This is a genomic window from Occallatibacter sp. (assembly GCF_036502485.1).
In the GTDB taxonomy this organism is placed as follows: Bacteria; Acidobacteriota; Terriglobia; order Terriglobales; family Acidobacteriaceae; genus Telmatobacter.
Genome location: NZ_DASXYM010000031.1, coordinates 1 through 23,631, shown reverse-complemented (window position 1 = coordinate 23,631; position 23,631 = coordinate 1). Strand labels below are relative to the sequence as shown.

Here is a 23,631-nt window from a genome sequence, read left to right as displayed (position 1 = left end):
GGGTTCTCCGATGTGCGCTCCCAGGCAACAGTATTCTCTGACCTTGCAGCGTACTTCGATCTGATTCCGGCATCGATCAGCGGAGGCTCGGAGCCGGAGCGCGTGTGGGGCCAGGGTGTGACCCCCAACTTCTTCCGTGTGGCTGAGCTGCCCATGGTCATGGGTGCGGGATTCGCAGACGGCGACGATGAAACACCTGTTGTTGTCCTGAGTGAACGCTTGTGGAAGCGCCAATTCGGGGGCGACGAGAAGATAGTCGGCAAAGCCGTGGTGCTCTCCGGACACACCTTCACCGTCACGGGCATCGCTCCAACTGCCTTTCATGGCATCGACCAGATTCTCAACGCAGAGTTCTGGGTTCCCCTGGGCATGACGCCGCAACTGGCGGCTAGCCTGCCTCCGCACGACTCGCGCGAGTATCATTGGCTCTCGGTCATCGGCCGCATGCGGTCCGGGGTAAGCCGAGCGGATGTGGCTGCCCAACTCAGCACCATTGCCAACCGCCTGGCTTCAAGTTATCCCGCAACCGACAAAGGCAATCGCTTCGTGTTCGAGCAGGCGGGTTCGCTGCCTCCGCGCGAGCGCCCCACAGCCCTGTTGTTCCTCACCGCCCTCGCCATCATCGTCCTCCTGCTGCTCGCGATTGCCGGCTTCAACGTGGCCAATCTACTGTTTGCCCAGGCGCTGAACCGCCAGCGCGAGATGAGCGTGAGGCTGGCTGTGGGAGCCACCCGCGGCCGCTTGTTGCGACTGGTTCTGCTGGAAAGCCTGATGATGGGGCTGGGTGGCGGAGTGGCAGGGGTGCTGCTTTCGCTATGGTCGACCGCGGCCTTGTCTTCGCTTCGCCTGCCCGCTCCTATTCCGCTCGATCTGCGCGTGAGCGTCGACAGCCGGACGCTTGCCTATACATTTCTGCTGAGCGTTCTATGCGGCCTTCTGCTGGGCGTGGCGCCTGCCTGGACAGCTTCGCGGCCTGGGATCGCCAATGCCTTGAAAGGAGACAGCGGATTTACAAGGATCGGCAGCCGCATCACCGCACGCAATCTGCTGGTGATTGCTCAGGTGGCCATGGCGCTTGTTCTTCTCGCGATTACGGGACTGTTCCTTCGGAGTCTGCAAAGGGCATCGCAGATCGATATAGGGTTCAACCCGCGGGGATTGCTTCTGCTGTCCATCGATCCGCGCTTGAACGGATATTCGCCCGAAAAGACGCGCGCCTTTCTGGCGCACCTGCGCGAGGACGCAGCGGCGCTGCCGGGAGTTGATGTCGCGGTGAATACTGATGTGCCCTTGCTTTCCGGCGGCAATCGCAGTGACGGCTTCACCCGCAGCGGGCACTCGGCAGTCGGCGATCCGTCTCTGTCGGCGGATCTCTTTATGGTCACGCCCGGATACTTTGACGCTCTTGGCACGCCGCGTCTAGCCGGCAGCGACTTCAGTCACGAAACTGCCGATGGTCCGCGCGTTGCGGTGATTAACAAGGCTTTCTCCGATAAGTTGTTTGGAGGAGCTGACGCGATCGGGCAACATATCGATGGCGGAGGGTGGACTTACCGGATCATCGGCGTTGTAGGCAACGCGAAGTCGCGCACTTTGGGCGAGGAGACGCGTCCCATTCTCTACCGGTCGCTCGAGCAGAGCATCGCCGCCGACCCCTCAATGATGGGATACACGCTGGTCGTGCGCAGCCACAGCAATCCCACGGGGCTGGCGGAAGCCTTGCGTCGCGCAGTCTCCAGGCTCGATCCGGCAATGGCCGTCTACAACGTCGAAACAATGGATGAGCACGTGCGGACCGCCTACGTGCTGCCGCGGGTCGCGGCCATGCTGTTTGGGGTATTCGGGGGCATTGGATTGCTGTTGGCCACGGTGGGCCTCTACGGGGTGATGAGCTTCTCAGTGAGTCGGCGCACCCGGGAGATTGGCATCCGCATGGCCATGGGCGCGCGGCCCGCAGCCGTGCTGCGCCTGGTGTTGCGCCGGGGATTGATGCTGACCCTGGCGGCCCTGGCGCTGGGCTGGCCCGCCGCCTGGATGCTGGCGAAGATCGCATCCAGCTTCCTTTACGGCATCAGTTCGCATGACGCCGTCACGTTCACGCTCGTTCCCATCATGCTCATCCTGGTTTCCCTCATCGCAACCTGGATCCCTGCGCGGCGCGCCTCCTCGGTCAATCCGACAGAGGCTTTGCGCATGGACTAGCGGTCGCCCGGCAAGGAAAGCCATCGTGCCGCATCAACCAGTCGCCTTCCGGCGCGGCATTGAATGGAGCGATAGCCGTCGTGCCGGTTCCTTTGAAGAAACCGGCACGACTCGTTCATCCGGTCAGTTCGTGGTGAAACTCAAAACCGCGCCAGTAGCGGTACCCCCTGCCGTGGTGACCACAACACGGAAGTAGTAGGTCGTTTTGGTGGTAAGGCCAGACAGCACTGCAGCGCCGTTAACCGCGGTTGTGGCGGCAGGCAGGGAAGTGCCGACCGTATTGGTAGTGAGAGTCGTGGCGGTAATCCCATATTGGAAGTAGTAGGATCCGGCAAGGCCCTGCGAGTTGACGATTGCGTTCAGTGTGGCCGCGGGTGTAGCGATAGCAGTTGCCGGAGACGCCAGCGCAGTCGGCGAGCCGATGATGACATAGGCCGCGGAGGCGACCGCGCTGTTGGTGAATCCCGTGGCTGTAGCGAGAGCTTTGATCGTTTCGCTCTTCGAGACGACAATCGGAGTGGTGTACTTGGCGGATGCAGTGGTAGGCGTTGTGCCATCCACCGTGTAGTAGATCGTGACTCCGGTCCCAGTGCTGTTGATACCCACGAGCCGTACCGCGGGATAAGTGCCGGCCGCCACAGAAAAGGTCGGTGTGGCCAGCACCGTGTTGATAGTGTAAGTGGCGGTTGCCACCGCGCTGTTGCTGTAGCCGGTCGCGGTGGCGATGGCCTTTATGGTCTCTGTCTTCGTTACGTTCAAGGGCGCGGTGTACTTCGCTGAGGCGGTTGTGGGCGTTGAGCCGTCGACCGTGTAGTAGATAACGGCCCCGGAGGTCGCGTCAGAGATAGTGACGGCCTGTGTCGTCGTGTACGTCCCCCCCGCGGGTGAGAAGGTGGGCGTAGCTGCGGTCAGGTTGAGAGTGTAGGCTGCCGACGCAACGGCACTGTTGGTGAGGCCGGTGGCGGTGGCAATCGCCTTGATGGTTTCAGTCTTTGTCACGCTGATGGGCGCGGTGTACTTGGTCGAGGCCGTTGTGGGAGTGGAACCATCTACGGTGTAGTAGATGATTGCTCCTGCTGTGGCATCAGAGATAGTGACGGTCTGCACCGTAGTGTAAGTTCCGGCCGCGGGAGAGAAGGTAGGCGTGACAGCAGTGAGGGTGTACGCTGCGGACGCAACCGCGCTGGGGTTGTAGTTCGTCGCTGTAGCGATCGCTTTTACCGTCTCCGTCTTGGCCACTGACACCGGTGTTGTGTACTTGGTCGAGGCGGTCGTCGGCGTGGTCCCATCCACTGTGTAATAGATGGCGGCTCCTGTCGTCGTCGAAGTAATGGTGACGTTTTGTGTGCCGGTGTATGCGCCAGCAGCGGGTGAGAACGTGGGCGTGGCCGCGGTGGGCAGATTGATGGTGTAAGCGGCCGTAGTTACAGCGCTCGCGAGATAGCCAGTGGCCGTAGCGATCGCCTTGACGGTCTCGGTCTTCGCCACGGAGAAAGGCGCGGCGTACCTGGTCGATGCGGTTGTTGGCGTAGTTCCGTCGAGCGTGTAGTAGAGCACCGCGCCGGTGGTCGATGAAGTCATGCTGACGGTCTGCACCGTTGTGTAAGTTCCGGCCGCCGGCGAGATAACCGGCGCGGCTGCATTCTGATTGATCGTGAAGGTCGCTGAAGCCACGGCGCTGCTTCCGAATGCGGGCGCGACGGCGATGGCCTTAATCGTTGTGGTGGCGCTCACGGCAATAGGACCGCTGTAAATTGTGGATGCCGTGGTGGGCGTGGTTCCGTTGTTGGTGTAGTAGATGGCGGCATCCGGTGTTGCGTCGGTGATGGTCACTTGCTGCGCCGTGGTATAAGTTCCAGCAGCCGGAGAGATGACCGGCGTTGCGGTCGCAGTGGCGCTGTTGATGGTGAGGTTGACCGGCACCACCTGCACCTGCCCTCCGGCGTCGGAGGTAAAGATGATTTCCCCAACGTACGTGCCGGCCGCCTGCGTGGTGGAAGAAACCGGCGTTACCGTAACCGCAAGGGGCGTGCTTGTGCAGCACCCATACGCAGATGGGGTGATCTGCAGCCACGCGCCCCCGTTGGAACTCGCTGCCAGGCCTGCAAAGGCAAAGTTGGTGCCCAGACTGGACACGTTGATTACCTGCGCACCAGGATTAACGGCCCCAAAAGCCTTGCTGAAGTTGACGGGCGGAATGGATGCGAAGACAGCGGCTCCCACCACGTAAGTTATAGGGATGGTTTCCCTGTCGCCGGCGGTCTGCAGCACGATCTGCCCGCTGAAATAGCCCGCGGTAAGTCCCTGGCCGGGAAGAGCAGCGGGATTCACGGAGACTGTCAGATTGGTCGGGGCCGTTCCTTTGGCAGCGGAGATGGCAAGCCATCCGGCCCCGTCCGACGTGGTCACAGACGCAGTCCAATTCAGGAGACCCGTGCTGGCGTTGCGGACGGTGAAGGACTTTGCAGCCGGCGCGGCTCCACTCGTTGCCTGGAAGAAGTTGATGCCGCCTGGCACATCATCGAAATGCGGAGTGGTTGCGGCGCTGACGTTCAGTGTGACAGGCACAACCACGGATGGGCTGCCGCTGTTCGACTTCAGAATAATTTCTGCCGTATAAGTGCCGGCTGCCAGAGTTACCGCCGGAGCTACTGAGACAGTGATCACGCGTGGAGTGGGCGTGCAGCAGCCATAACTGCTCGGTGTGATCGAGAGCCACGCGCCGCCGGTGGAATTCACCGCAACCGCACTGAAGTCAAAGTCTGCCCCGGTGCTTGCGGCCGTGATAACTTGCGGCAGCGGATTCGGCCCCCCGTACGTCTTGGTGAAATCAAGCGCATTGATCTGGCGGAACACCGAGTCAGCCACGGCAAACGTAACCGGAATCGTAACGCGATTGGTGGAGGACTGCAGCGTGACCTGGCCTGAGAACGTGCCCGCGATGAGCCCCTTTCCGGGCAAATTGGCGGGGATCACGCTGACCGATGCGACTCCCGGCGCAACGCCTGTGGTAGGTGAGACCGCAAGCCAGCTGCCGCCGTCAGTCGTGCTGAAGGATGCGGTCCAGCTCAGCGCGCCTGTTCCGGCGTTGCGAATCTCAAGCGGCTGCGGCGGTGGCGTGTTGCCCTTGGTCACCATCGCGAACGACAACTGCCCGGGCAGCGCGTCAAAGAAGGCTGCCGTAGCCGGCATGATGGTGAGCGTTACCGGAATCGCGAGCACCTGGCCCCCGTCATTGGATTTGGCAATGATCTGGGCCGAGTAGGTTCCGGCCGCAAGCGTGACCGCCGGATTCACTGTGACGGTGACCTGGTAAGGCGTGGGCGTGCAGCAGCCGTAACTGCTGGGCGTGATGGTCAGCCAGCTCCCGCCTGTGGAGTTGGAGGTGACCGCGTTGAAATCGAAGTTAGCTCCGGTGCTGGCGATCGTGACGACCTGCGGAAGCGGGTTAGCTCCGCCATAAGTCTTGGTGAAATTTAGGCCGCCGACTTCGCGAAACACCGCCGCGCCGACAGTGAAGCTGACCGGCACCGTGACCGCTTTGTCGCCACTGCGCAGCAGGATCTGGCCCACGAAGACGCCGGCCGCGAGACCAGCGGTGGGCAGTGACGCTGGCACCACGGAGGCGGTAAGGACCGCCGGCGCGTTACCGCTGGCCGCGGAAAGCTTCAGCCAGGCGCCACCGTCCGCAGTGGTAGCGGCGGCGGTCCAGGCCAGCGTGCCCACCCCTGCATTGTTGACCTGAATGATTTGCGCCGAGGGAGTGGTGCCGGCTGTCTCCATTGAGAAGTTGAGGGCGCCGGGTGTGTCGTCAAAGAACGTCGCTGTATTGGCATTAACCGTGAGGGTGACCGGAATGGATAGGCCCTGGTTGATCGTGTTCGACTTGACGACGACCTCCGCCATGTAAGTGCCGGCGGCGAGAGTGACAGCCGGGTTCACTGCCACCGTGATGGTCTGCGGTGTGAGCGTGCAGCAACCGTAGGCACTGGGAGTGACAGAGAGCCAACTGCCTCCGGTGGAACTGAGAGCCACGGCGTTGATGTCGAAGTTGGAACCGGTGCTGGCGACGGTAATCACCTGCGGCAGAGGATTGTTCCCTCCATACACCTTGTTGAAGCTGAGTGGATTCACCTGGCGCATCACGGAATCGCCGACCGAGACAGTGATCGGAACTGTGACCGAATCTCCCGTGGTCTTGAGGAGAACCTGACCGACAAACGTGCCTGCGGTCAGGCCGAGCCCCGGAAGCTTCTGTACGTTTACCCCCACTGAGAGGGTGGAGGGAGCCGTGCCGCTGGCGGCCGAAAGAACGAGCCACGCCCCGCCATCCGAGGTGGAGCCCGTTGCTGTCCACGCAAGCGTGCCCGCGCCGGCATTGCGAATCTGGAGAGCCTGCGAGGGCGGCTGGCCGGTGTTTGTCTGCATGGTGAATGTGAGTCCACCCGCCACCTGGTCAAAATAAGTTGATGTGGCGGCCTCAATTGTGAGAGTAACCGGCACTGTGATCGACGCTGTTCCGGTCGTTCCCTTTATCAGGATCTGACCTGTATAAGTTCCGGCGGCCAGCGTTACAAGCGGATTGACATTCACGGTCACGGCCCCGGGGGTCGGCGTGCAGCAGCCATATGCACTCGGAGTAACGGTGAGCCAGGTTCCCCCCGTAGTAGTTGTGGCCGTTACACCGAAATTGAAATTAGTCCCTGTACTGGCAACCATGATCATCTGCGGAAGCGGATCGCCGCCGCCGAAGGTCTTGGTGAAGCTAAGAGGCGCGATAGGCGCAAAACTCTGCGCGGTCGCTGCAGACGGCAAGGCTGCGGCCAGGAGTAGAGCGGCAAGGATGAACCACGCATGTCGCCGCGACCCAAAACCAGTGACCTGTCGCCCCCGCGCGGAGAGCATTGGAAAGAGAGACTGAATCGGGCGGAGAGAGTTGTGCATGAACATTGCCGAAAACTCCTTTTTTGTTTTTGCGGAAGTTAGAGAAGCGACCGGAGCAATGGGATTAGACCCAAACAGCAGAAGTCATTTATGGGAATGTCGATGGCTAAAAGCAGCAGTGGTGCCTTTCCCCCCGGCGAAACTGAATCCACAGCGCCGTCAACGTACGAAGCCACGGCAAACACGTCTTACAGGCCTTGTAATTCCATTCAGTCGCGGTTTATGACTGGTAATGTGCGTAAGGTCACCGATGGATGTGACTACGGAGAAGTCTGAACTCCGGTCTCGCGTTGGGAAATAAATGGTTGATCCCGGCGACAACTCCGCATTAACATCAGGTACCTGCTATCCCCGTTCATCAGGCCCATTCATCCATTCGTAAAACACCCCTCGGAAACCGTCATGGAAGAGAAATATTTCTCGAACTCTCCGGTTATCTGTGCCACGGCGCTCTCGTCGAACGAGTACGCCCACATGGAACGGCGGGTGTTTGATCACATTTTCAGCCTTGCCTATGAGGACCTTCGGCGTCTGGCGCGCACAGTGCGCCGCAGTGACCCGCATGCCAGTCTCAGTCCCACTACGCTGGTGAACGAGGCGTGGCTCAAGCTGTCGCGGGTGCCCGGACTGGCTGCCACCACGCCGCTGCACTTCCGCCGGATTGCAGCCGGAGCGATGCGGCAGGTGCTGGTGGACGCAGCGCGGCGGCGGCAGGCGCAGCACCGCGGGGCAGCGAGCCGTGTCACCTTCGATGAGACGGTGGTAGCCGGGATCCAATCCCCCGACGCCGGCGACAAAGATGTCCTGGCGCTCGATGCCGCTCTCGATATTCTTGCCAGGCTGGCTCCCCGACAGGCTGCCCTGGTGGAGGCGCGATTCTTCGGGGGACTCACTACCGAAGAGCTCGCGCAATTGCTCGGCACCTCAGAGGCGACTGTTCTGCGTGACTGGCGAGCCGCCCGCGCCAAGCTGGCAGTCGAAATCAAGCGCAACCTCGGCACCCAGCCGTTCATGGCATGAACACCCCCGATCAGACACGCTGGGAACGAGTGCAAGCCATCTTCCACGCGGTGGCTGAGTCTAAACCTGACGAACAGGAGAAAGTCCTGCGGCAACTGTGCGGCAGCGATCAGTCGCTCGAAGCCGATGTGCGCGAGATCCTGGAGGAAGACGGCAACGCCAGTGGCGTGGTTGATCGCGATCTTGCGGAACTGGCCGCCCGATTGACCCCGGACAATGCGGACGATAGCTTTCAACTGGAGCAGCAGATAGGTCCTTATCGGATTCTTCGGATGCTTGGAGAAGGCGGCATGGGCGTGGTCTACCTTGCAGAGCGCTCCGATGTTTGCAGCCTCGTGGCAATCAAATTCCTGCGCGATGCCAGCCTGTCTCCAGCACGCCGACGCCGCTTCACCCGCGAGCAGAAAACGCTGGCAGGCTTGAATCACACCGCCATTGCACGCCTCTACGATGCCGATACCCTGAGAGACGGAACCCCGTGGTTCGTAATGGAGTATGTCGAAGGCGTGCCGCTTACGCAGCATTGGGCTGAGCATCGCGGCACCGTTCAGGATTGTTTGCGCTTGTTCCGCCGCGTCTGCGAGCCGGTTCTATACGCTCACGGGCGCGCAGTCATCCATCGCGATCTGAAGCCAACAAACGTTCTCGTAACCTCTGATGGTGCCGTGAAGCTGCTCGACTTCGGCATCGCCAAACACCTCGACGAATTCGACGAGACCGTAACCATCACGGGGTTGCGCGCGATGACCCCGGCGTACTCCGCTCCGGAGCAGCAGGAAGGCCGGCCCATAGGCGTCTTCACCGATGTCTATGCGCTTGGGGTTCTTTTGTATGAACTGCTCACCGGTAAGCTGCCGTTCGAGGGGCTGCGTAACCGGCCCCCTGAGCCGGTGAAGCCATCTTCCCTGGCAGCGCCGGCGTCTTTCAGCGCTCCGGTAAGCAAAAACGAATGGGCTGATCTGAACGTGCTTTGCTTAACCGCGATGCGACCCGAAGTGGAACGCCGCTACCCGTCAGTGGAAGCTCTGATGCGCGACATCGATGCGTTTCTGTCCAAGCGCCCGCTGGCCGCAAGGGCAGAGAGCTGGCGTTACCACTTCCGGAAATTCGTAGGCAGAAATCGCGTTGCGTTCGCCTATGCCGCTGCAACCACATTGCTGGTGGCCGCGCTCATCGGGTTTTACACAGTGCGCCTGCAGACTGCGCGCAACGCTGCCTTGGCTGAAGCGCAACGTACCGAACGGATCCAGCAGTTCACAACCGACCTGTTCCAGGGTGGAGACGCGAGCGCCGGACCGGCAGAGGACCTGCGCGTTTCCGTGCTCCTCGAGCGTGGCCGCAAACAAGCCGCCAATCTCGAAAACGATCCTGAAATGCAGGCGGACATGTGGGAGACCCTGGGAGGAATCTATCGCCGCCTTGGCGATCCTCAACACGCCGATCCGTTGCTCTCAGCCGCCCTGGATAAGCGCCGCGCCGCTTTGGGACCTCGTGCGCCCAAGGTGGCCCAGACGCTGGTGGCGCTCGGCCTGGTGCGCATGGACGAAGCCAAACTGGATGAGGCCGAAAGCCTGGTTCGCGCAGGACTGGACATCGATCGCACCACGCCAATACCTACCCGTTCGGGCTATCCATCCCTCGTTGCTTCCGACATGGTGGCGCTGGGAACGGTGCTGGAAGCGAAGGGCAAGTATCCTGAAGCGATTGACCAGCTGCAGAGGGCACTTGACTCCCAGCCGCATGCGGACAACGCGAATGCCGCAGTCGCAAACAACATGCGCGAGTTGGCCAATGCGCATTTCTACGCCGGCCATTACACCATTGCGGAAAGCCTTAATCAGAAGGTGTTGGCCACGCATCGCACACTCTACGGCGAGCACCACCCCGAGATAGCCGAAGATTTGAATAACCTCGGCGCCATTCAACACGCCTTGGGCCGGCTCCCGGAGGCCGAACGCGATTATCGCCAGGCACTTTCCATCACTGAGGCGTGGTATGGTGCTGATCATCCTCAGACCGCGGGCAATCTAACCTCGCTGAGCCGCACCCTCATCGCCGAGAACAAGTTCGACGACGCGCGGCCTTTGTTGCAGCGGGCTCTTCAGATTCAGTCCGCCACCCACGGCGACAACCACCCCGCCGTCGCATCCGCGCTCAATGAACTGGGATCGCTCGCTTATAACCTTGATCGCTATGACGAGGCGGAGGCGGACTTCTCCAGGGCACTCCAAATCTGGCGAAGCGTTTACGGCGAGAATCATCAATTCATTGGAGTCGGGCTCTCCAACCTCGGCAGTGTGTACATGGGCGAGAAGAACTATCCACGCGCCGAAGCCATGTATCGCCAGGCGGTGGCGGTCTTTGAGCACACAGTGCACGCAGACCATCTCAACACCGCCATCGCCCATTTAAAACTGGGGCGCGCCCTGCTGAGACAAAAACGATATATCGAGGCAGAGAAGGAAACCCTGCTGGGATACACAACTCTTCAGAAACTCGTCCCCGCGGACAACGCTTTTATGGCTGCTGGACGAAAGGATCTCGCCGCAGCGCGTACTGCGCTCGGCGATAACGCCGCCCACAGGCCCACGGGAAACAACAGCGCCACTGCCGCACTCCCCGCAAACTAAGAAACGCCATCGAGACTCTCCATCACCAATAGGGCCGCGCGAGCGGCACTTACTTGCGCGATAGAAGCCTTAAGCGGCCACCTTGAACAGCTTGCTCAGTTTCCTGTTCCAGTACATCAGCAAGCCGGTCACGCTCAAAAGAGATACGCACAATCCGAGCGCGGCCCATAACACCTTCACACCCCCTCCCCACACCGTGCCGAAATGCAGCGGATACATCAGCCACAGAATCCAGTCGCCCAGTGACTGCTTCTCGCCGTAATGCCACACAGTAAGCAGCTTCGCGGTGCGGCCATCGAACGTGAAGATGTCGCGATGCGAAAAATCTCCTGCTGCGCCGCGGTCGACGTAGACTGCCACATCGTCACCGGGTTTGCCGGGCAGCGCCACGCCGCTCAGATGCTCGGACGCCGACGCGGGCAGAGCGCCCACAATGGCATCCACCGTTGCGATACCGGAGCCGGGCTCCCGCCTCGGCGGCAACGGCGGTTTCATTGACCTCACTGGCGAAACCACATTCACCACCGATGCAACCTGTTGCGGAAACAGGAAGTAGATCGCCGTGATGCCCCACCAACTCACAATCAGCAGCGTCCACAGGCCCACCGCGTTATGCAGGTCGTAGTTGACGCGTCTCCATCGGTGCTTCAATGACACGGTCAGCGCTCGCCGCCAAAGCTTCACACCTGGCCACCACAAGATCGCGCCAGTGAGCGCCAGCACGAATAACCCTGAACCGGCAATGCAATTGACAACAAAGCCCGTCTGGCCGGCCAGAAGATAAACGTGCAGGTCGAGCACGAAATCGATGAAGAGCCGCCCCGTTTGCTCAACCGGTATTCCTGAAGCCGGGTCGGCGTAGATCATCCGCCGGTTTGCGTGCGCATCCTCCACGTACACGGTCCACCACGGATTCTCTGCTTGCGGAAATTCAACAAAGGTCAGCCGCCCCCTCGGGAATTGCTTTTGCACGCGCGCCACCACGGCACTGATGGGAGCAACGCGCGACAGTTCCAGTGGCGGCCGGGCCAGGGCAGCCCTGCGGATCTCGTCCTGAAACACCAGGATCGACCCGCTCAGGCTGATCGCCACCATATAAAGCGACAGCAGCACACCCGCCCACAAGTGCACCTGGAAGAGCGCCTTGCGCACCCACAGCTTGCGAGGATGAAGCAGAACTGTCTCGAGCACTTGACTCTCTCCGGCCGCAGCATGAGCCGCTGATATAGACGGCTCTTGCTGCGTCGCCGCGCTTGCTAGAAATTCCACGCGACAGTTCCGCGAACCGTGCGCGGCTCGCCCGGCTTTACATAGAGGTCGTTGTAAGAGCCGCTCGCATAACGCGCATCGCCCAGGTTGTATCCGTTGACCTGCCAGTTCGAATGCTTGTACCGGTACGTCAGAGAAGCGTCAACAATCCCATAGCCGGGCAACCTGAAGGAGTCGGCAAGATCTCCGGACTGATCCGTGTAGTGCCGCCCTCCAATCCCAAACGTGACACCCCTTGCAGCTCCCCTCGAAATCTCGTACGTCGTCCACGCGTTGAACAAATTCTTCGGCGCGTTCAGCGTAGGCGTTCCCTCGGGCAGCGTCGTATCGTGCACCACCTCCGCGTCAACGTAGGAATAGGCCGTCGTCAGGTTCCAGCCCGTCAGTGGATGCAACGTCGCTTCGAGCTCGACGCCGCGGCTGCGCTGCTCTCCAGTCATCAGGTAGAAATTGGGATGGGATGGATCGGAAGTGGAAACATTCTTCCGGTTGAGCTGGAACAGCGCCAGGTTCGCCAGCACCCGTCCACCCCACAGTGAGTTCTTGGCCCCGCCTTCCCATTGCTGTCCACGCTCGGGCGCAAGATACGTTCCACTGGCGGAGCCGTCATACACCTGGCCCGACTGCGGCAGATACGACTTGCTGAAGCTTGCATAGAAGGTGGTCGCCTGCGCCGCCTGCCACGTCACACCCAGCCGCGGAGTCCAACCCCTGCCGTTCTGGTTCGCCAGGCCCGCGCTTTCATTCTTCGCAATGTCGAGCCGTCCTCCGCCCGTCACCGTGAATTGATGCGGCAAACGAATGTGATCCTGCAGATAAGTCCCGGCGTACTGCGTCACCGTGTGATCGTCGGTGTAGAGCGACAACGGCCGCACCGGATTGGCGCCATACACCGGGTCGAAAAGATCCAGCGGCTCATACTGCGACAGATCGGAAAAGTCGATCGAAGAGCCCGCGCCCGTCGATGGGCTGCGATAGAAATCGAATCCCAGCAACGCCGCATGATCCATGCCCCAGAAGCTGCCATGCCCATCGAAGTGTGTATCCACCTCGTGCGTCTGCCATGGCCCATGCCAGCTCAGCGGATAGCGGTACAGTGTGCGCTGGTCGGCTCCCAGAAATCCGGGATAGTAGATGCGGTTCCAATCCTCCTGGTACCAGGCAAACCGCGCATTCTGGTTCAGCGAGAAATGTTCACCCATGGAATGCACGAACTGGTATCCGAACTGCTGGTTGGCTTGCGACATCTTGTTGGCATTGGCTTCGAGTTCGCCGTTATAGCGATTGATCGGAATCATCCCATTCACGTTGGGCAAAACCGTGCCAATGGCGGGCATCGGCATACCCTGGCGGCCGTTATCGCGCTGGATACGTCCCATCAGCGTGAGCGCCGTCGCCCCCGTCGGCCGCCACGTCAGCGACGGCGCAAAGTAGTAGCGGTGCCGGTAGGTGTAGTCCACAAACGTGTCGCCTGAGTGATAAAGCGCGGCCAGTCGGCCGTAGACCGTGTGAGAGCGATTCAGCGAGCCGCCAACGTCAATCGCCGGGTCAAGAAAATTGAACGAGCCCGCCGTCAACTGCACATGCGCAAAGGCCGCGGGAACAGGCTTGCGCGTCACAATGTTCACCAGCCCGCCCAGCACGCTCTGCCCGTAAAGAGCCGACGAGGGTCCCTTCAGCACCTCCACTGACTCCAGTCCCCACGTCTCCTCCATCACCCCATTGCCGCCACGCAGTCCATCAATATAGGTGTTGAAGGACGCGTCGAAACCGCGAATGCGGTAGTAGTCCCACCCATCGTAGTACCCGCCCGCAATCACGCCGGCCGAGTTCTTCAGCGCATCGTCCAGCTTCACCGCTCCCTGCGCGTCCAGCAGTTCGCGTCCCACCACCGTGATCGCCTGCGGAGTCTCCGCCAGCGGAAGCTCCATCTTCAGGCCTGATTCGGTGCTGTTCACCACGTACTTTTCATCCGCCGTGACATGAACCGTATCCAACGCCGAGCCCACCCTCAGCGCCACGGCCAGCGTCTCATTGCTCGCCTCTACAACCACCAGGCGTTCTTCCGGTGCAAAGCCTGCCGACTCCACGGTCATCAGCCACGACCCCGGCGCGATTTGGGTCGCGTACTGCCCTTCCGCTCCGGTTTTGCCTGAAATTGCCTGGGCGCCGCACCGCAGCCGCACCCGCGCTCCCTGCACAACGGCGCCGCTTCCGTCCGTCACAGCAATCTGCCACAGCACCGGAGCACCGGCTGCTACGCTGCACTCCGGCGCCCCCGCTCCCTCCGTTGTGTCAGAGAAAATGGCGGAATGAAGCAGACTTGCGCCGGCCTCGGAACGGCCCTGCGCCTTTGCATAGGAGGTAAGAAGCAGAAACAACAGGAAACAGGCCACTGAAAATTCAATAACCCGCTTGGAAACAGGCACTTGCCACGTAGTCATGCCACGGTCCTCTCTTGCATGCGGAGGCGAAAGCGCCTATGCTGAGAGGCACATCGCCAGCCGCTCGGTTGTCGATTCTGGCCGCTCCGCCATGCTCTTCGCCAAAAGTTCAATGGCGGGGCGCCAGCCAAAAAATTCAGTCACAATAGACTTAATTCGGTTGCATTTCTAAAATACGACAATTTTGGTCGGACTTCAACCGAACTGCCCCACAGTTGTGACCCCCGTCACAACCCAGATTCTCCAGTTCCATGCACCAGCTTCCCCCGGACCGAGCTGGCATTGTGCCTTAATACATACTGGATGTGTGATATGTTTCCGTTAAATAGTTGTTGCAACGAACATCATCCTGCCGCATCCAAGAGAACGAAAAGGAGACACCCCTATGGCAACCACCACCCCCACCCCGGCTCCCACCGTCACCTGGAATATCGATCCCGCGCACTCCAGCGCCGAATTCAAGGTCAAGCACATGATGATCTCCAACGTGAAGGGCAGCTTCAACGGCATCACCGGCACCCTCACTGAGGACCCCGCCGACCCCACCCGCAGCCAGGTCGAAGCCTCCATCGACATCAGCACCCTCGCCACCGGCGATGCCCAGCGTGACGCCCACCTCAAGTCACCCGACTTCTTCCACCACGAGCAGCACCCCACTATGACCTTCAAGTCCACAAAGGTCGAGAAGAAGGGTGAAGGCGAGTACTCCGTTATCGGCGACCTCACCGTCCACGGCGCCACTAAGCCCGTCACCTTCGCCGTTGAAGGCCCCAGCGCCCCCGGCAAAGACCCCTGGGGCAACACCCGCATCGGCCTCTCCGCCACCACCAAAATCAATCGCAAGGACTTCGGCCTCAGCTGGAACGCAGCCCTCGAAACCGGCGGCATCCTGGTTGGCGAAGACGTCCAGATCACCCTCGAAATCCAGTTCATCAAGGCCTGACAAGCGAGCCGCCACTGAAGACACCACCTCAGTGAAGAACGGAGTCGCTTTGAACAACGGCACGCCTTCACTGAGGAACGGAAATGCCTTGTAAAAAGGGCACGACTTAAAAGAGTATTTAAATAGATAACTATATATTTTCAACTTCCTGGATATCCAAGAAGTCCACAATGTCCAATCGTTAGCACAAATGAGCACAAATTCCGGTCCAAGACGGCTGCATGCATGGGGCGAAACTTCCCAATTGCCCACTAAACAACCCTAACTCCGGGAATACTGCGGGACGGCTCGGTTATCAGCCTGTGTCATCGTCCTGGAAGCCACGCAGCGCGGCAGCCGCCACGCCCTTCCGCAGCCACAATGCCGTGTCCGCTGCGTGTCCGCTGCCCCCAAAACCATGTCATCCTGAACGCAGTGAAGGATCCGCGGTTGTCTTTGGGAATTTCGTGCGGCATTAGTTCCGAGTCGGCCACTAAACAACCCTAACTCCGGGAATACTGTGGGACGGCTCGGTTATCAGCCTGTGTCATCGTCCTGGAAGCCACGCAGCGCGGCATCCCACACGCCCTTCCGCAGCCACAAATCTCGCTCCGGATGTGTCCACCGCCCATGCGGAAGCTTCGGCTACTCACGGTCTGGTGGAAAGGCGCAGCTCAAAATTAGCGCAATAATTTCATCGGCTTTTGCAAGCGCATGACCCTTGTAGGTTTACCGGCTTGCGCCTGTAAAGAGGGCACCACTTCAGTCGGGCCGATAAGCTGCTCCTTGTGTTGTTTCCGGGCTTAAGCCCCTGCAACAGACAGCTAAACGAAACGGCTTCCGTTCGAATCTTCAGCCAGATCTTCCTCCCCGCAATCACTCGGCCGAAACGACGGCCGCGGGATACCCCCGCTCCGGCCGCCCTCCCGTAAACTGAACTAGCCCATGCCCACCGCCAGCCCCGAAGCCATCCTCATCCACTTCTCCGGCCACGACGCTCCCGGCCAGACCGCCGCGCTCACCGGCATCCTGGCACGGCACAACGTCCACATTCTCGACATCGGCCAGGCCGTAGTCCACGAGTCCCTTACCCTCGGCATCCTGGTTGAGTCCCCCGGCGAGCCCTTCGCTACCGTCAAAGCCGACCTCACCGCCAGCGCCCACGCCCTCGGCCTCCAGACCCGCTTCCGCGCCATCCCGCGCAACGCTCTCCAACACTGGGCCCAGGGCCTCCAGCAGCACCACTTCATCATCACCGTCCTGGGCCGCTCCATCACCGCGCGCGAACTGGCCCGCGTGAGCGGCATCATCGCCCGCCACCAGATGACCATCGTCCGCATCGATCGCCTGAGCGGCAAGCTGGCCCCCGCCGATCCCGGTGATGACCTCGCCGGCGACGCCTGCGTCGAGTTCGCCGTCTGCGGCGATGCAGCCAATGAAATCGCCATGCGCGCCGAGTTCCTCCAGGCCGCGCAAGAGCTTTCCATCGACGTAGCCTTCCAGCGCGAGAGCATCTTCCGCCGCAATCGCCGCCTCTTCGCGTTCGATATGGACTCCACCCTCATCCAGGGCGAAGTCATCGACGAGCTGGCGCGCATGGCCGGCGTCGGCGATCAGGTCGTCCAGATCACTGAAGCCGCCATGCGCGGCGAGCTCAACTTCGACGAGAGCTTCACCCGCCGCGTCGGCCTCCTGAAAGGCCTCCCCGCCCAGCGCGCCCTTTCGCTGCTCAACACCATCCCCCTCGCCCAGGGCGCCGAGCGCCTCGTCCGCACCCTCAAGCTGCTGGGCTACAAAACCGCCATCCTCTCCGGCGGATTCACCTTCTTCGCGCATGACCTTCAGCGCCGCCTCGCCATCGACTACGTCTACGCCAACGAACTCGAAATCGAAAATGGCGCCGTCACCGGCCGCGTCCGTCCCCCCATCATGAACGGCGCGCGCAAAGCCGAAAAACTCGCGGAGATCGCCCGTGCTGAGGGCTTCTCGCTCGAGCAGTGTGTCGCTGTCGGCGACGGCGCCAACGACATCCCCATGCTCAACCTCGCCGGCATGGGCATCGCCTACCGCGCCAAACCGCTGGTCCGCCAGAAAGCCGGCCAATCCATCTCCACCCTCGGCCTCGACGGCCTGCTCTACCTCATCGGCGTGCGCGAGTGGGACCTCGACCAGCACGAGCCCGTCGTCTCCGGCATCCCCGCCTGATCCGTCGCCCCGCCCGGGTAAGAGCCATTCCCGGTTCGTGCTATTCCCAGCCCCATTCCCCGCACGTAACGTCATCCTGAGAACCCAGCGCCTGAACTTTCCCGGTTCCGCACGTCGAGCCTGCGTGAGCGCGGTGGCGGAATGCCATGAACGTGACTTCCCCGCCCCGTCCTCGAGATCAGTTCGGAATCGGAACAGTTCGGCGGCCGGAGGCATCAGGGTGACTGAAAGAACGCTTCGCATCAACTCCATGCGCGTCCTCGCGGCCAGCGCCATTCTGCTCATCCAGGCAGCAGCCGGCGCGCAGAGCGTATCCGGAACCATCCTTATAAAAAAACGCCTGACTCGTCCCAGTGTGACTGCTTCCGTCTCGGTCTACCAGCGCGGGCCCGCGGTGCAGCTGGGAAAAAACTCCGAACAGGATCCGCTGGTATTTGAGCGTTCCCGGGTGGTCGTCTACCTCGAACCCGTCGCACCCGCGGACCAGGCATCCGCCCCGCCTGCCAAAGTAGAGGTCCAGCAAGTCGATCGCCGCTTCGTTCCTGACCTCGTCGTTGTGCCGGCCGGATCCACCGTCTCCTTCCCCAATATGGACCCCATCTTTCACAACATCTATTCGCTCTCCAAGACCAAATCCTTTGACCTCGGCAGCTACGACAAGGGACAGACCAAAACGGTAGCGTTCTCCCGGCCCGGCATTGTGGACGTGTACTGCCGCCTTCACCCAAACATGGCCGCCACTGTCGTGGTCACACCGAACCGCTGGTATGCGCGCCCTGACCGGACCGGCCACTACCAGATTCCCAATGTGCCGCCCGGGCGCTACACCGTCGTCGCCTGGCACAAAACCGCCGGCTTCTTCCGCACCAGCATCAACGTGGCAGACGGGCAGAACGCGACTGCCGATTTCTTTATCCCCATCGACGATGACCCCAAGGACCGCCGCGCGGCCGGCGGTGCTGAACAGGATGCGGGGTCCCGGTGAAAACGCGTCTCCGCACCCACGCCTTCCTGCTCTGCTTCCTGCCCTTCGCGGTGCTGCTCTGCGGCAGCTTCTGGACGGTGCAGCATCTGGTCAAGTCCACCGTACGCAGTGGCCTTCGCGCCGAATTGCGCGAGCGCCAGGCGGCGATCGCGTCGGCTCATGCGCGGGCTGCACTCCAGAACAGCCGATCCCTCAAAATCGCGGGCGAGAACACCGCCCTGAAGGCGGGCTTCGAACTGTTGCGCGCTTATCCAGCCAACGACAATGCCCGGCACACCGTTGAGGATCAGCTGCGAGAGCTCGGCCAACGCATGGGACTCGATCTCATGCTGGTCTCGCAGCCCGATGGCCGCGTCATGGCAGGGGTGCTGCGCAGAGCCGTAGGGAAGCCGAACTCGTCCGGCAGTGAGCTCGTCCCCCTGGCAATCCCTGGTTTGACCGTCAGCCGCGCGGGGCTGCTGCTCATCGATGGACACCTCATTCAGGCAGGCTCCGTCCCCCTCGATCAGGACGAGGAGAACATCGCCCGCCTCACCCTGGGCGAGTTCTTCGACCTGAGCGATCTCTCCACCAACGCCGTGCTCGTGCGCAATGGCAAGGCGGTTCAATCCAATGTGCCGGGGCTCAGCCTCGTCGAGGCGGAACAATCCCTTGCCGGTTGCGACCCCCACTCGGAATGCGACCTCCGTATGACCGGCAGAAACTGGATCGCCCTCCCCATTGAGACCTACGGCGACGGCTATACCCTCCTCAGTCTGGAGAATGTCGACGCGGCCACGGCGCCCATCGAGTCTCGCCTGAACGGAGTCTTTGCCACGCTTGCCCTGATCTGCGTCGTCGTGGCGCTCCTCTGCAGCATGGCCTCATCCAGCTCCATTGCCAAACCCATCGCTGCCATCGTGGCGCATCTCCGCGATGGCGTGGCCACCGGAACGCTGCCGGACCTCGAGCCGCAGTCTCGGTCCTCCATTGCCGAAATTCATGAGCTGACTCAGATCTACCATCGCGCTGCCACTTCGGTGCGCGAATCGGGACAGCGTCTCGATTCGGCATACCTGGAGTTTGTGGAATCCCTGGCCAGCGCCCTCGACGCGCGCGATCCCTACACCGCCGGCCACAGCCGCCGCGTGAGTGAGTTGTCCTGCGCCCTGGCCTCCGCGCTGGGCCTCTCCCCAGAGGACGTGCCGCGCATCCGTATCGGCGCGCTCCTGCATGACATCGGCAAAATCGGCGTGGCGGACGCCGTGCTCCAGAAGCCCGGCCGCCTCACCGCCGAGGAGTTTGCGCTGGTCAAGCAGCACCCGGTCATCGGACGCAGAATCCTCGAAGGCGTGGGCGGGTTTGCCCCTTACCTCTCCGCTGTGGAACTGCACCACGAGAATTGGAATGGAACCGGCTACCCCTTCGGCCAGCGACAAGAAGAGACTCCCGTGGACGCACGCATCATCCACGTGGCCGATGCCTACGATGCCATGACCACCGACCGCTCCTATCGCCGCAGCATGTGCGATGACAACGCCCTGGCCGAACTTGTGAGAAACGCCGGCATTCAGTTTGATCCGCGCATCGTCGAAGCTTTCGTCGCGATTGCCCATCAGGGAATCGCGAACGGCTCTGCCCCCGCCCTGCATGCTGCGATAGACATGGATGCTGAGGTGACAGTCGGATGAAGCGCGCCCTCTGTATAGCAATGTTCGCAGGCGTGCTGGCCGGTTCAATCCGCGCGCAGGAGGCAAACTCCGGCCTCGACCTCCGCGGCACGTTCACCGCCCAGGTGGTGGGCTCGAAAGAACTCACCGAAGAGCCGCGCAACGGCGCGCCTCTGGTTCCGGGCGGCCGCGCCGTGCTCTACCCCACCGTCAAATTCAATGACAACTTTTACGTGACCGCCGCCCTCCAGGGCGTCACCCGGCCCTACTACTTCGACGATCTCGACGAGAAAGGCTACGGCGCCTACGGCCGCGTGCTGCAAGCCACCATGAACTACTCGCGCGTCTCTCCGCGCGGCTCGCTGTTGCTGCGCGCCGGCCAGATGTCCACCGCCTTCGGCTCCTTCGTGCTGCGCTACGACGACGCCGACAACGCGCTGATTGACCTTCCGCCCGCTTACGGCTATTACTACACGCCCGTTTCCATGCTGGGCGTAGCAGCCGCGCAGGTGGACGCGACCCGTGGCCGCTTCGATGGCCGTCTCCAGTTCGCAAACTCCTCACCGGCCAATCCGCGCAGCCTCTTTGCGCGCGACCAGTACGGCAACTGGGCCGGAGGGGGCGGCTACACCATCCGCCAGGGTCTGCGCGTGGGCGTCTCAGGATACCGGGGGCCCTATCTCTACCGCGAATATCCATACTTCTTCCCCGGCGAAGCAAACCCCAGCACCCTGCCGGCACACGCCGTCGGGATGGACATCGACTGGGCCCACAACCACACCCGGGTCTACGCGGAGCTGCAACGCTTCCTTATGCCTTACAAGGCGATTCCCAACTTTCACGAGTCTGCCGCATACGGCGAGCTCAAGCAGGTTCTGGGCCCGCGCTGGTTTGTGGCCGGCCGCTATTCCTACACCTGCAACTCCGCTCAAGGTGCAACCCACATCGGCGAATCCGTCGTTGGCTTCCGCCCCAACCGCCTTCAGCTTGTGAAGGTGGGATACGAACGCGTGCACTACCGCAGTGCTGGCGAGCCGGACGACAATCGCTTCGCGGTGCAGTTCATTACCACGCTCCACAAATCGCTGAGCCTCAGGTAAATCTCGCCCTCGCCGGCGTCCACCCCCGCGGTTCGCATCTTGTGTAATGCTGGCAGAACAGAGTCATCCTCATGGGCCGCGGAAGGCGCGGCCTCGAGCCAATCAGAGTGCCTGGCCGCGTAGCCACCGCACAGAGTCCCTGCCATCAACGCGCAGCCATCGGCGAGGGATCAACAAGACATACTGACTCTGGTTTTGTCCCCTGGGAGGTCGGGTGCGGCGAAAGGGCTTGTTAGGCAAAGCGGGCGGAATGCGCAAGCTGCGGATGATTCCGCTGCTGGCCGCAACCTACTTCATGGTTTCGGGCGGCCCCTACGGACTCGAAGACGTGGTGGGCCTCGGCGGGTATAAATTCGCTCTGCTGGTTCTCTTCTTCCTGCCCTTCTTCTGGAGCTTCCCAACCGCGCTGATGCTGGGCGAACTGGCCGCCGCCATTCCTGATGAAGGTGGCTTCTACGTCTGGGTGCGGCGCGCGCTGGGGCCCTTCTGGGGCTTTCAGGAGGCCTGGCTTTCCCTCGCCGCGTCGGTGTTCGACATGGCCGTCTACCCCACCACGTTTGTGCTCTACCTTGGCCGCATCGCGCCGGCCCTCACCGCCGGCCATCGCGCCCTGCTGCTGGAACTGCTCGTCGTAGCCTCGGCCCTCTTGTGGAACCTGCGCGGCGCCAGTGCCGTGGGCGAGGGCTCCGTCAAGCTCTGGTTCGTCGCGCTGTCTCCCTACTTCGTGCTGATTGCGCTGGCGGTTTACCTGGGCATGAAAGGCATACAAGGCCCTTATGGCGGACACGCCGCCATGGCGCCCCCCGCCGCGCCCGACTTCGCCACCGCCTTTCTCGTAGCCCTGTGGAACTACATGGGCTGGGACAACGCCACCACCATTGCGCACGAGGTCGACAACCCCCAGCACGACTACCCGCGCGTCATGCTGACCGCCGCGCTGATGGTCATGATGACTTACATCATCCCCATCGCCGCTGTAGCCTGGGCCGGCATCCCGGCCCAGATGTTTTCAACCGGCGCCTGGGTCGACGCCGGCCGCATCGTCGGCGGCGGCCTGCTGGCGGGTGCAATCGTGGTTGCGGGCAGTCTCGATAACTTCGGCACCTTCAGCAATCTCACCCTCTCGTACACGCGCCTTCCGCATGCGCTGGCGGTGGATGGATACCTCCCGGCGGTGTTCACCCGGCGGCTCCGGAACGGCGCGCCGTGGGTCGCGATCCTCGCCTGCGGAACCTGCTGGGCCCTGGCCCTCGGGCTCACCTTCGAGCGCCTGATCACCATCGACCTGCTGCTGTGGGGCCTCTCCATCGTGCTCGAGTTTCTGGCCCTCATCGTGCTGCGCAGAAAAGAGCCCGGCCTGCCCCGGCCCTTCCGCATCCCCGGCCCGGAATGGGTGCCCGTGCTGCTGGGCTTGTGCCCGGCCGTGCTGATCGGCGTGGCGCTCTACCTGGCCCGCAATGAACAGCAGGCGCACATGTCGGCGCTCATGTTCGCGCTCCTCATCGCCGCCGCCGGCATCCCCGTATATGGCTTGGCGTGGCTACGCAAAACAGTCCGCGGCAAAGTCTCCGCACTCCCCGATATCGAATAGATCCCGCTGGCGCCTGCCCAATCCCTGATGCGTGTTGCCTGTCTCTTAAGGCCTGTTGCCTGTTACTGCGTCCCCGCCGTTGAGCCCGAAATCATGGCGTAAAGGAAGCGTGCGGCGCGGCGGGTGCGGCGGAGCAGACGTGCAAAGGGGCCGAGCTGCTGCATCTGCCGCTTGAATTCGATGGCGCAGTGGTCGTGCAGGTCGGAGTCCGGACCCGCCCATTCATCGCAGAGAATACAACGCGGCATAACAACCTCGCCCGCACGCGGAGGAAGCGCCGGCTGGAATTCAGATATTGAGAGGCACCCGGTCGATCAGAGGGAGTGACCTGAAGGTAGCAAAAGCCGCACCCAGAGGCAATGAGAAAGTGCAGCCCGGCAACCGCCCTCTCGGGCGCCGGATGCCGGATGCCGGGTGCCCCGTCCAGGCTCTGCTGGGGCGGGATACGATCTTCCATACCCACCCCCTCCCCTCACCCAGCAATCCCAGTCATCCCAACCTTCCCCGCGCCATCGGATCTGTCCCTCTTTCCCTCTTTCCCTCTGTCCCTTTTTCCCTCTGTCCCTTTCTCCCTCTGTCCCTTTCTCCCTCTTTCCCTTTGTCCCTCTTTCCCTCTTTCCCTTTGTCCCTCTTTCCCCGCATCTCACGTGACCGCGCTCACAGCCATCCC

Annotated in this window: 13 protein-coding genes; 9 read left to right on the top strand and 4 right to left on the bottom strand. The window is 61.8% G+C overall.

Annotated features, from left to right (window positions below; genetic code table 11):
• On the top strand, positions 1-2,202 hold a 2,202-nt coding region (locus tag VGL22_RS05480; protein WP_465265887.1), incomplete at its 5' end, for an ADOP family duplicated permease.
• A 123-nt stretch (positions 2,203-2,325) separates the two neighbouring features.
• Here the strand turns inward: VGL22_RS05480 and VGL22_RS05475 are convergent.
• Entirely contained in the window at positions 2,326-7,146 is a 4,821-nt protein-coding gene (locus tag VGL22_RS05475; RefSeq protein WP_465265886.1) for a beta strand repeat-containing protein, read from the bottom strand.
• A 402-nt stretch (positions 7,147-7,548) separates the two neighbouring features.
• Here VGL22_RS05475 and VGL22_RS05470 point away from each other — a divergent pair, with 402 nt between their 5' ends.
• Both VGL22_RS05470 and VGL22_RS05465 read left to right on the top strand, forming a co-directional pair.
• The gene (locus VGL22_RS05470; protein ID WP_465265885.1) at positions 7,549-8,166 is read left to right on the top strand and encodes an ECF-type sigma factor; all 618 of its coding nucleotides are present in this window, start codon (positions 7,549-7,551) and stop codon (positions 8,164-8,166) included.
• On the top strand, positions 8,163-10,796 hold the full coding sequence (locus VGL22_RS05465; RefSeq protein WP_465265884.1) for a tetratricopeptide repeat protein: 2,634 nt from the start codon (positions 8,163-8,165) through the stop codon (positions 10,794-10,796). Before VGL22_RS05470 ends, VGL22_RS05465 begins: the two co-directional genes overlap by 4 nt.
• 69 nt (positions 10,797-10,865) lie before the next feature.
• On the opposite strand, the gene VGL22_RS05460 is transcribed toward VGL22_RS05465, so the two are convergent.
• Positions 10,866-11,987: a PepSY-associated TM helix domain-containing protein gene (locus VGL22_RS05460; protein ID WP_465265883.1), complete on the bottom strand. Its 1,122-nt coding sequence runs from the start codon at positions 11,985-11,987 to the stop codon at positions 10,866-10,868.
• A 65-nt stretch (positions 11,988-12,052) separates the two neighbouring features.
• Entirely contained in the window at positions 12,053-14,509 is a 2,457-nt protein-coding gene (locus VGL22_RS05455) for a TonB-dependent siderophore receptor (protein ID WP_465265882.1), read from the bottom strand.
• Between the two features lie 385 nt (positions 14,510-14,894).
• On the opposite strand from VGL22_RS05455, the gene VGL22_RS05450 reads away from it, so the two are divergent.
• The 6 genes from VGL22_RS05450 (at position 14,895) to VGL22_RS05425 (ending at position 22,961) form a co-directional block, all read left to right on the top strand.
• Positions 14,895-15,452 carry a YceI family protein gene (locus VGL22_RS05450; protein WP_465265881.1) on the top strand — a complete coding sequence of 186 codons (558 nt, stop codon included), beginning with the start codon at positions 14,895-14,897 and terminating at the stop codon, positions 15,450-15,452.
• Between the two features lie 924 nt (positions 15,453-16,376).
• The gene (gene serB, locus VGL22_RS05445) at positions 16,377-17,636 is read left to right on the top strand and encodes a phosphoserine phosphatase SerB (RefSeq protein ID WP_465265880.1); all 1,260 of its coding nucleotides are present in this window, start codon (positions 16,377-16,379) and stop codon (positions 17,634-17,636) included.
• A gap of 220 nt (positions 17,637-17,856) precedes the next feature.
• Complete coding sequence (locus tag VGL22_RS05440) at positions 17,857-18,621, top strand: hypothetical protein (protein ID WP_465265879.1); 765 nt, start codon at positions 17,857-17,859, stop codon at positions 18,619-18,621.
• Entirely contained in the window at positions 18,618-20,291 is a 1,674-nt protein-coding gene (locus VGL22_RS05435) for an HD-GYP domain-containing protein (RefSeq protein ID WP_465265878.1), read from the top strand. Before VGL22_RS05440 ends, VGL22_RS05435 begins: the two co-directional genes overlap by 4 nt.
• Positions 20,288-21,370 carry a hypothetical protein gene (locus VGL22_RS05430; RefSeq protein ID WP_465265877.1) on the top strand — a complete coding sequence of 361 codons (1,083 nt, stop codon included), beginning with the start codon at positions 20,288-20,290 and terminating at the stop codon, positions 21,368-21,370. Before VGL22_RS05435 ends, VGL22_RS05430 begins: the two co-directional genes overlap by 4 nt.
• A 250-nt stretch (positions 21,371-21,620) precedes the next feature.
• Positions 21,621-22,961 (top strand): APC family permease, encoded by a 1,341-nt coding sequence (locus tag VGL22_RS05425; RefSeq protein WP_465265876.1) that lies wholly within the window; start codon positions 21,621-21,623, stop codon positions 22,959-22,961.
• 62 nt (positions 22,962-23,023) lie between these two features.
• Here the strand turns inward: VGL22_RS05425 and VGL22_RS05420 are convergent, their stop codons facing one another.
• Complete coding sequence (locus VGL22_RS05420; RefSeq protein WP_465265875.1) at positions 23,024-23,209, bottom strand: hypothetical protein; 186 nt, start codon at positions 23,207-23,209, stop codon at positions 23,024-23,026.
• Positions 23,210-23,631: the final 422 nt, after the last annotated feature.

Bases quoted from the DNA above. Each gene is read 5' to 3' on its own strand.
- VGL22_RS05475 (WP_465265886.1), bottom strand. From the start codon at position 7,146: ATGCACAACTCTCTCCGCCCGATTCAGTCTCTCTTTCCAATGCTCTCC.
- VGL22_RS05470 (WP_465265885.1), top strand. From the start codon at position 7,549: ATGGAAGAGAAATATTTCTCGAACTCTCCGGTTATCTGTGCCACGGCG.
- VGL22_RS05465 (WP_465265884.1), top strand. From the start codon at position 8,163: ATGAACACCCCCGATCAGACACGCTGGGAACGAGTGCAAGCCATCTTC.
- VGL22_RS05455 (WP_465265882.1), bottom strand. From the start codon at position 14,509: ATGACTACGTGGCAAGTGCCTGTTTCCAAGCGGGTTATTGAATTTTCA.
- VGL22_RS05450 (WP_465265881.1), top strand. From the start codon at position 14,895: ATGGCAACCACCACCCCCACCCCGGCTCCCACCGTCACCTGGAATATC.
- serB (WP_465265880.1), top strand. From the start codon at position 16,377: ATGCCCACCGCCAGCCCCGAAGCCATCCTCATCCACTTCTCCGGCCAC.
- VGL22_RS05430 (WP_465265877.1), top strand. From the start codon at position 20,288: ATGAAGCGCGCCCTCTGTATAGCAATGTTCGCAGGCGTGCTGGCCGGT.
- VGL22_RS05425 (WP_465265876.1), top strand. From the start codon at position 21,621: ATGCGCAAGCTGCGGATGATTCCGCTGCTGGCCGCAACCTACTTCATG.
- VGL22_RS05420 (WP_465265875.1), bottom strand. From the start codon at position 23,209: ATGCCGCGTTGTATTCTCTGCGATGAATGGGCGGGTCCGGACTCCGAC.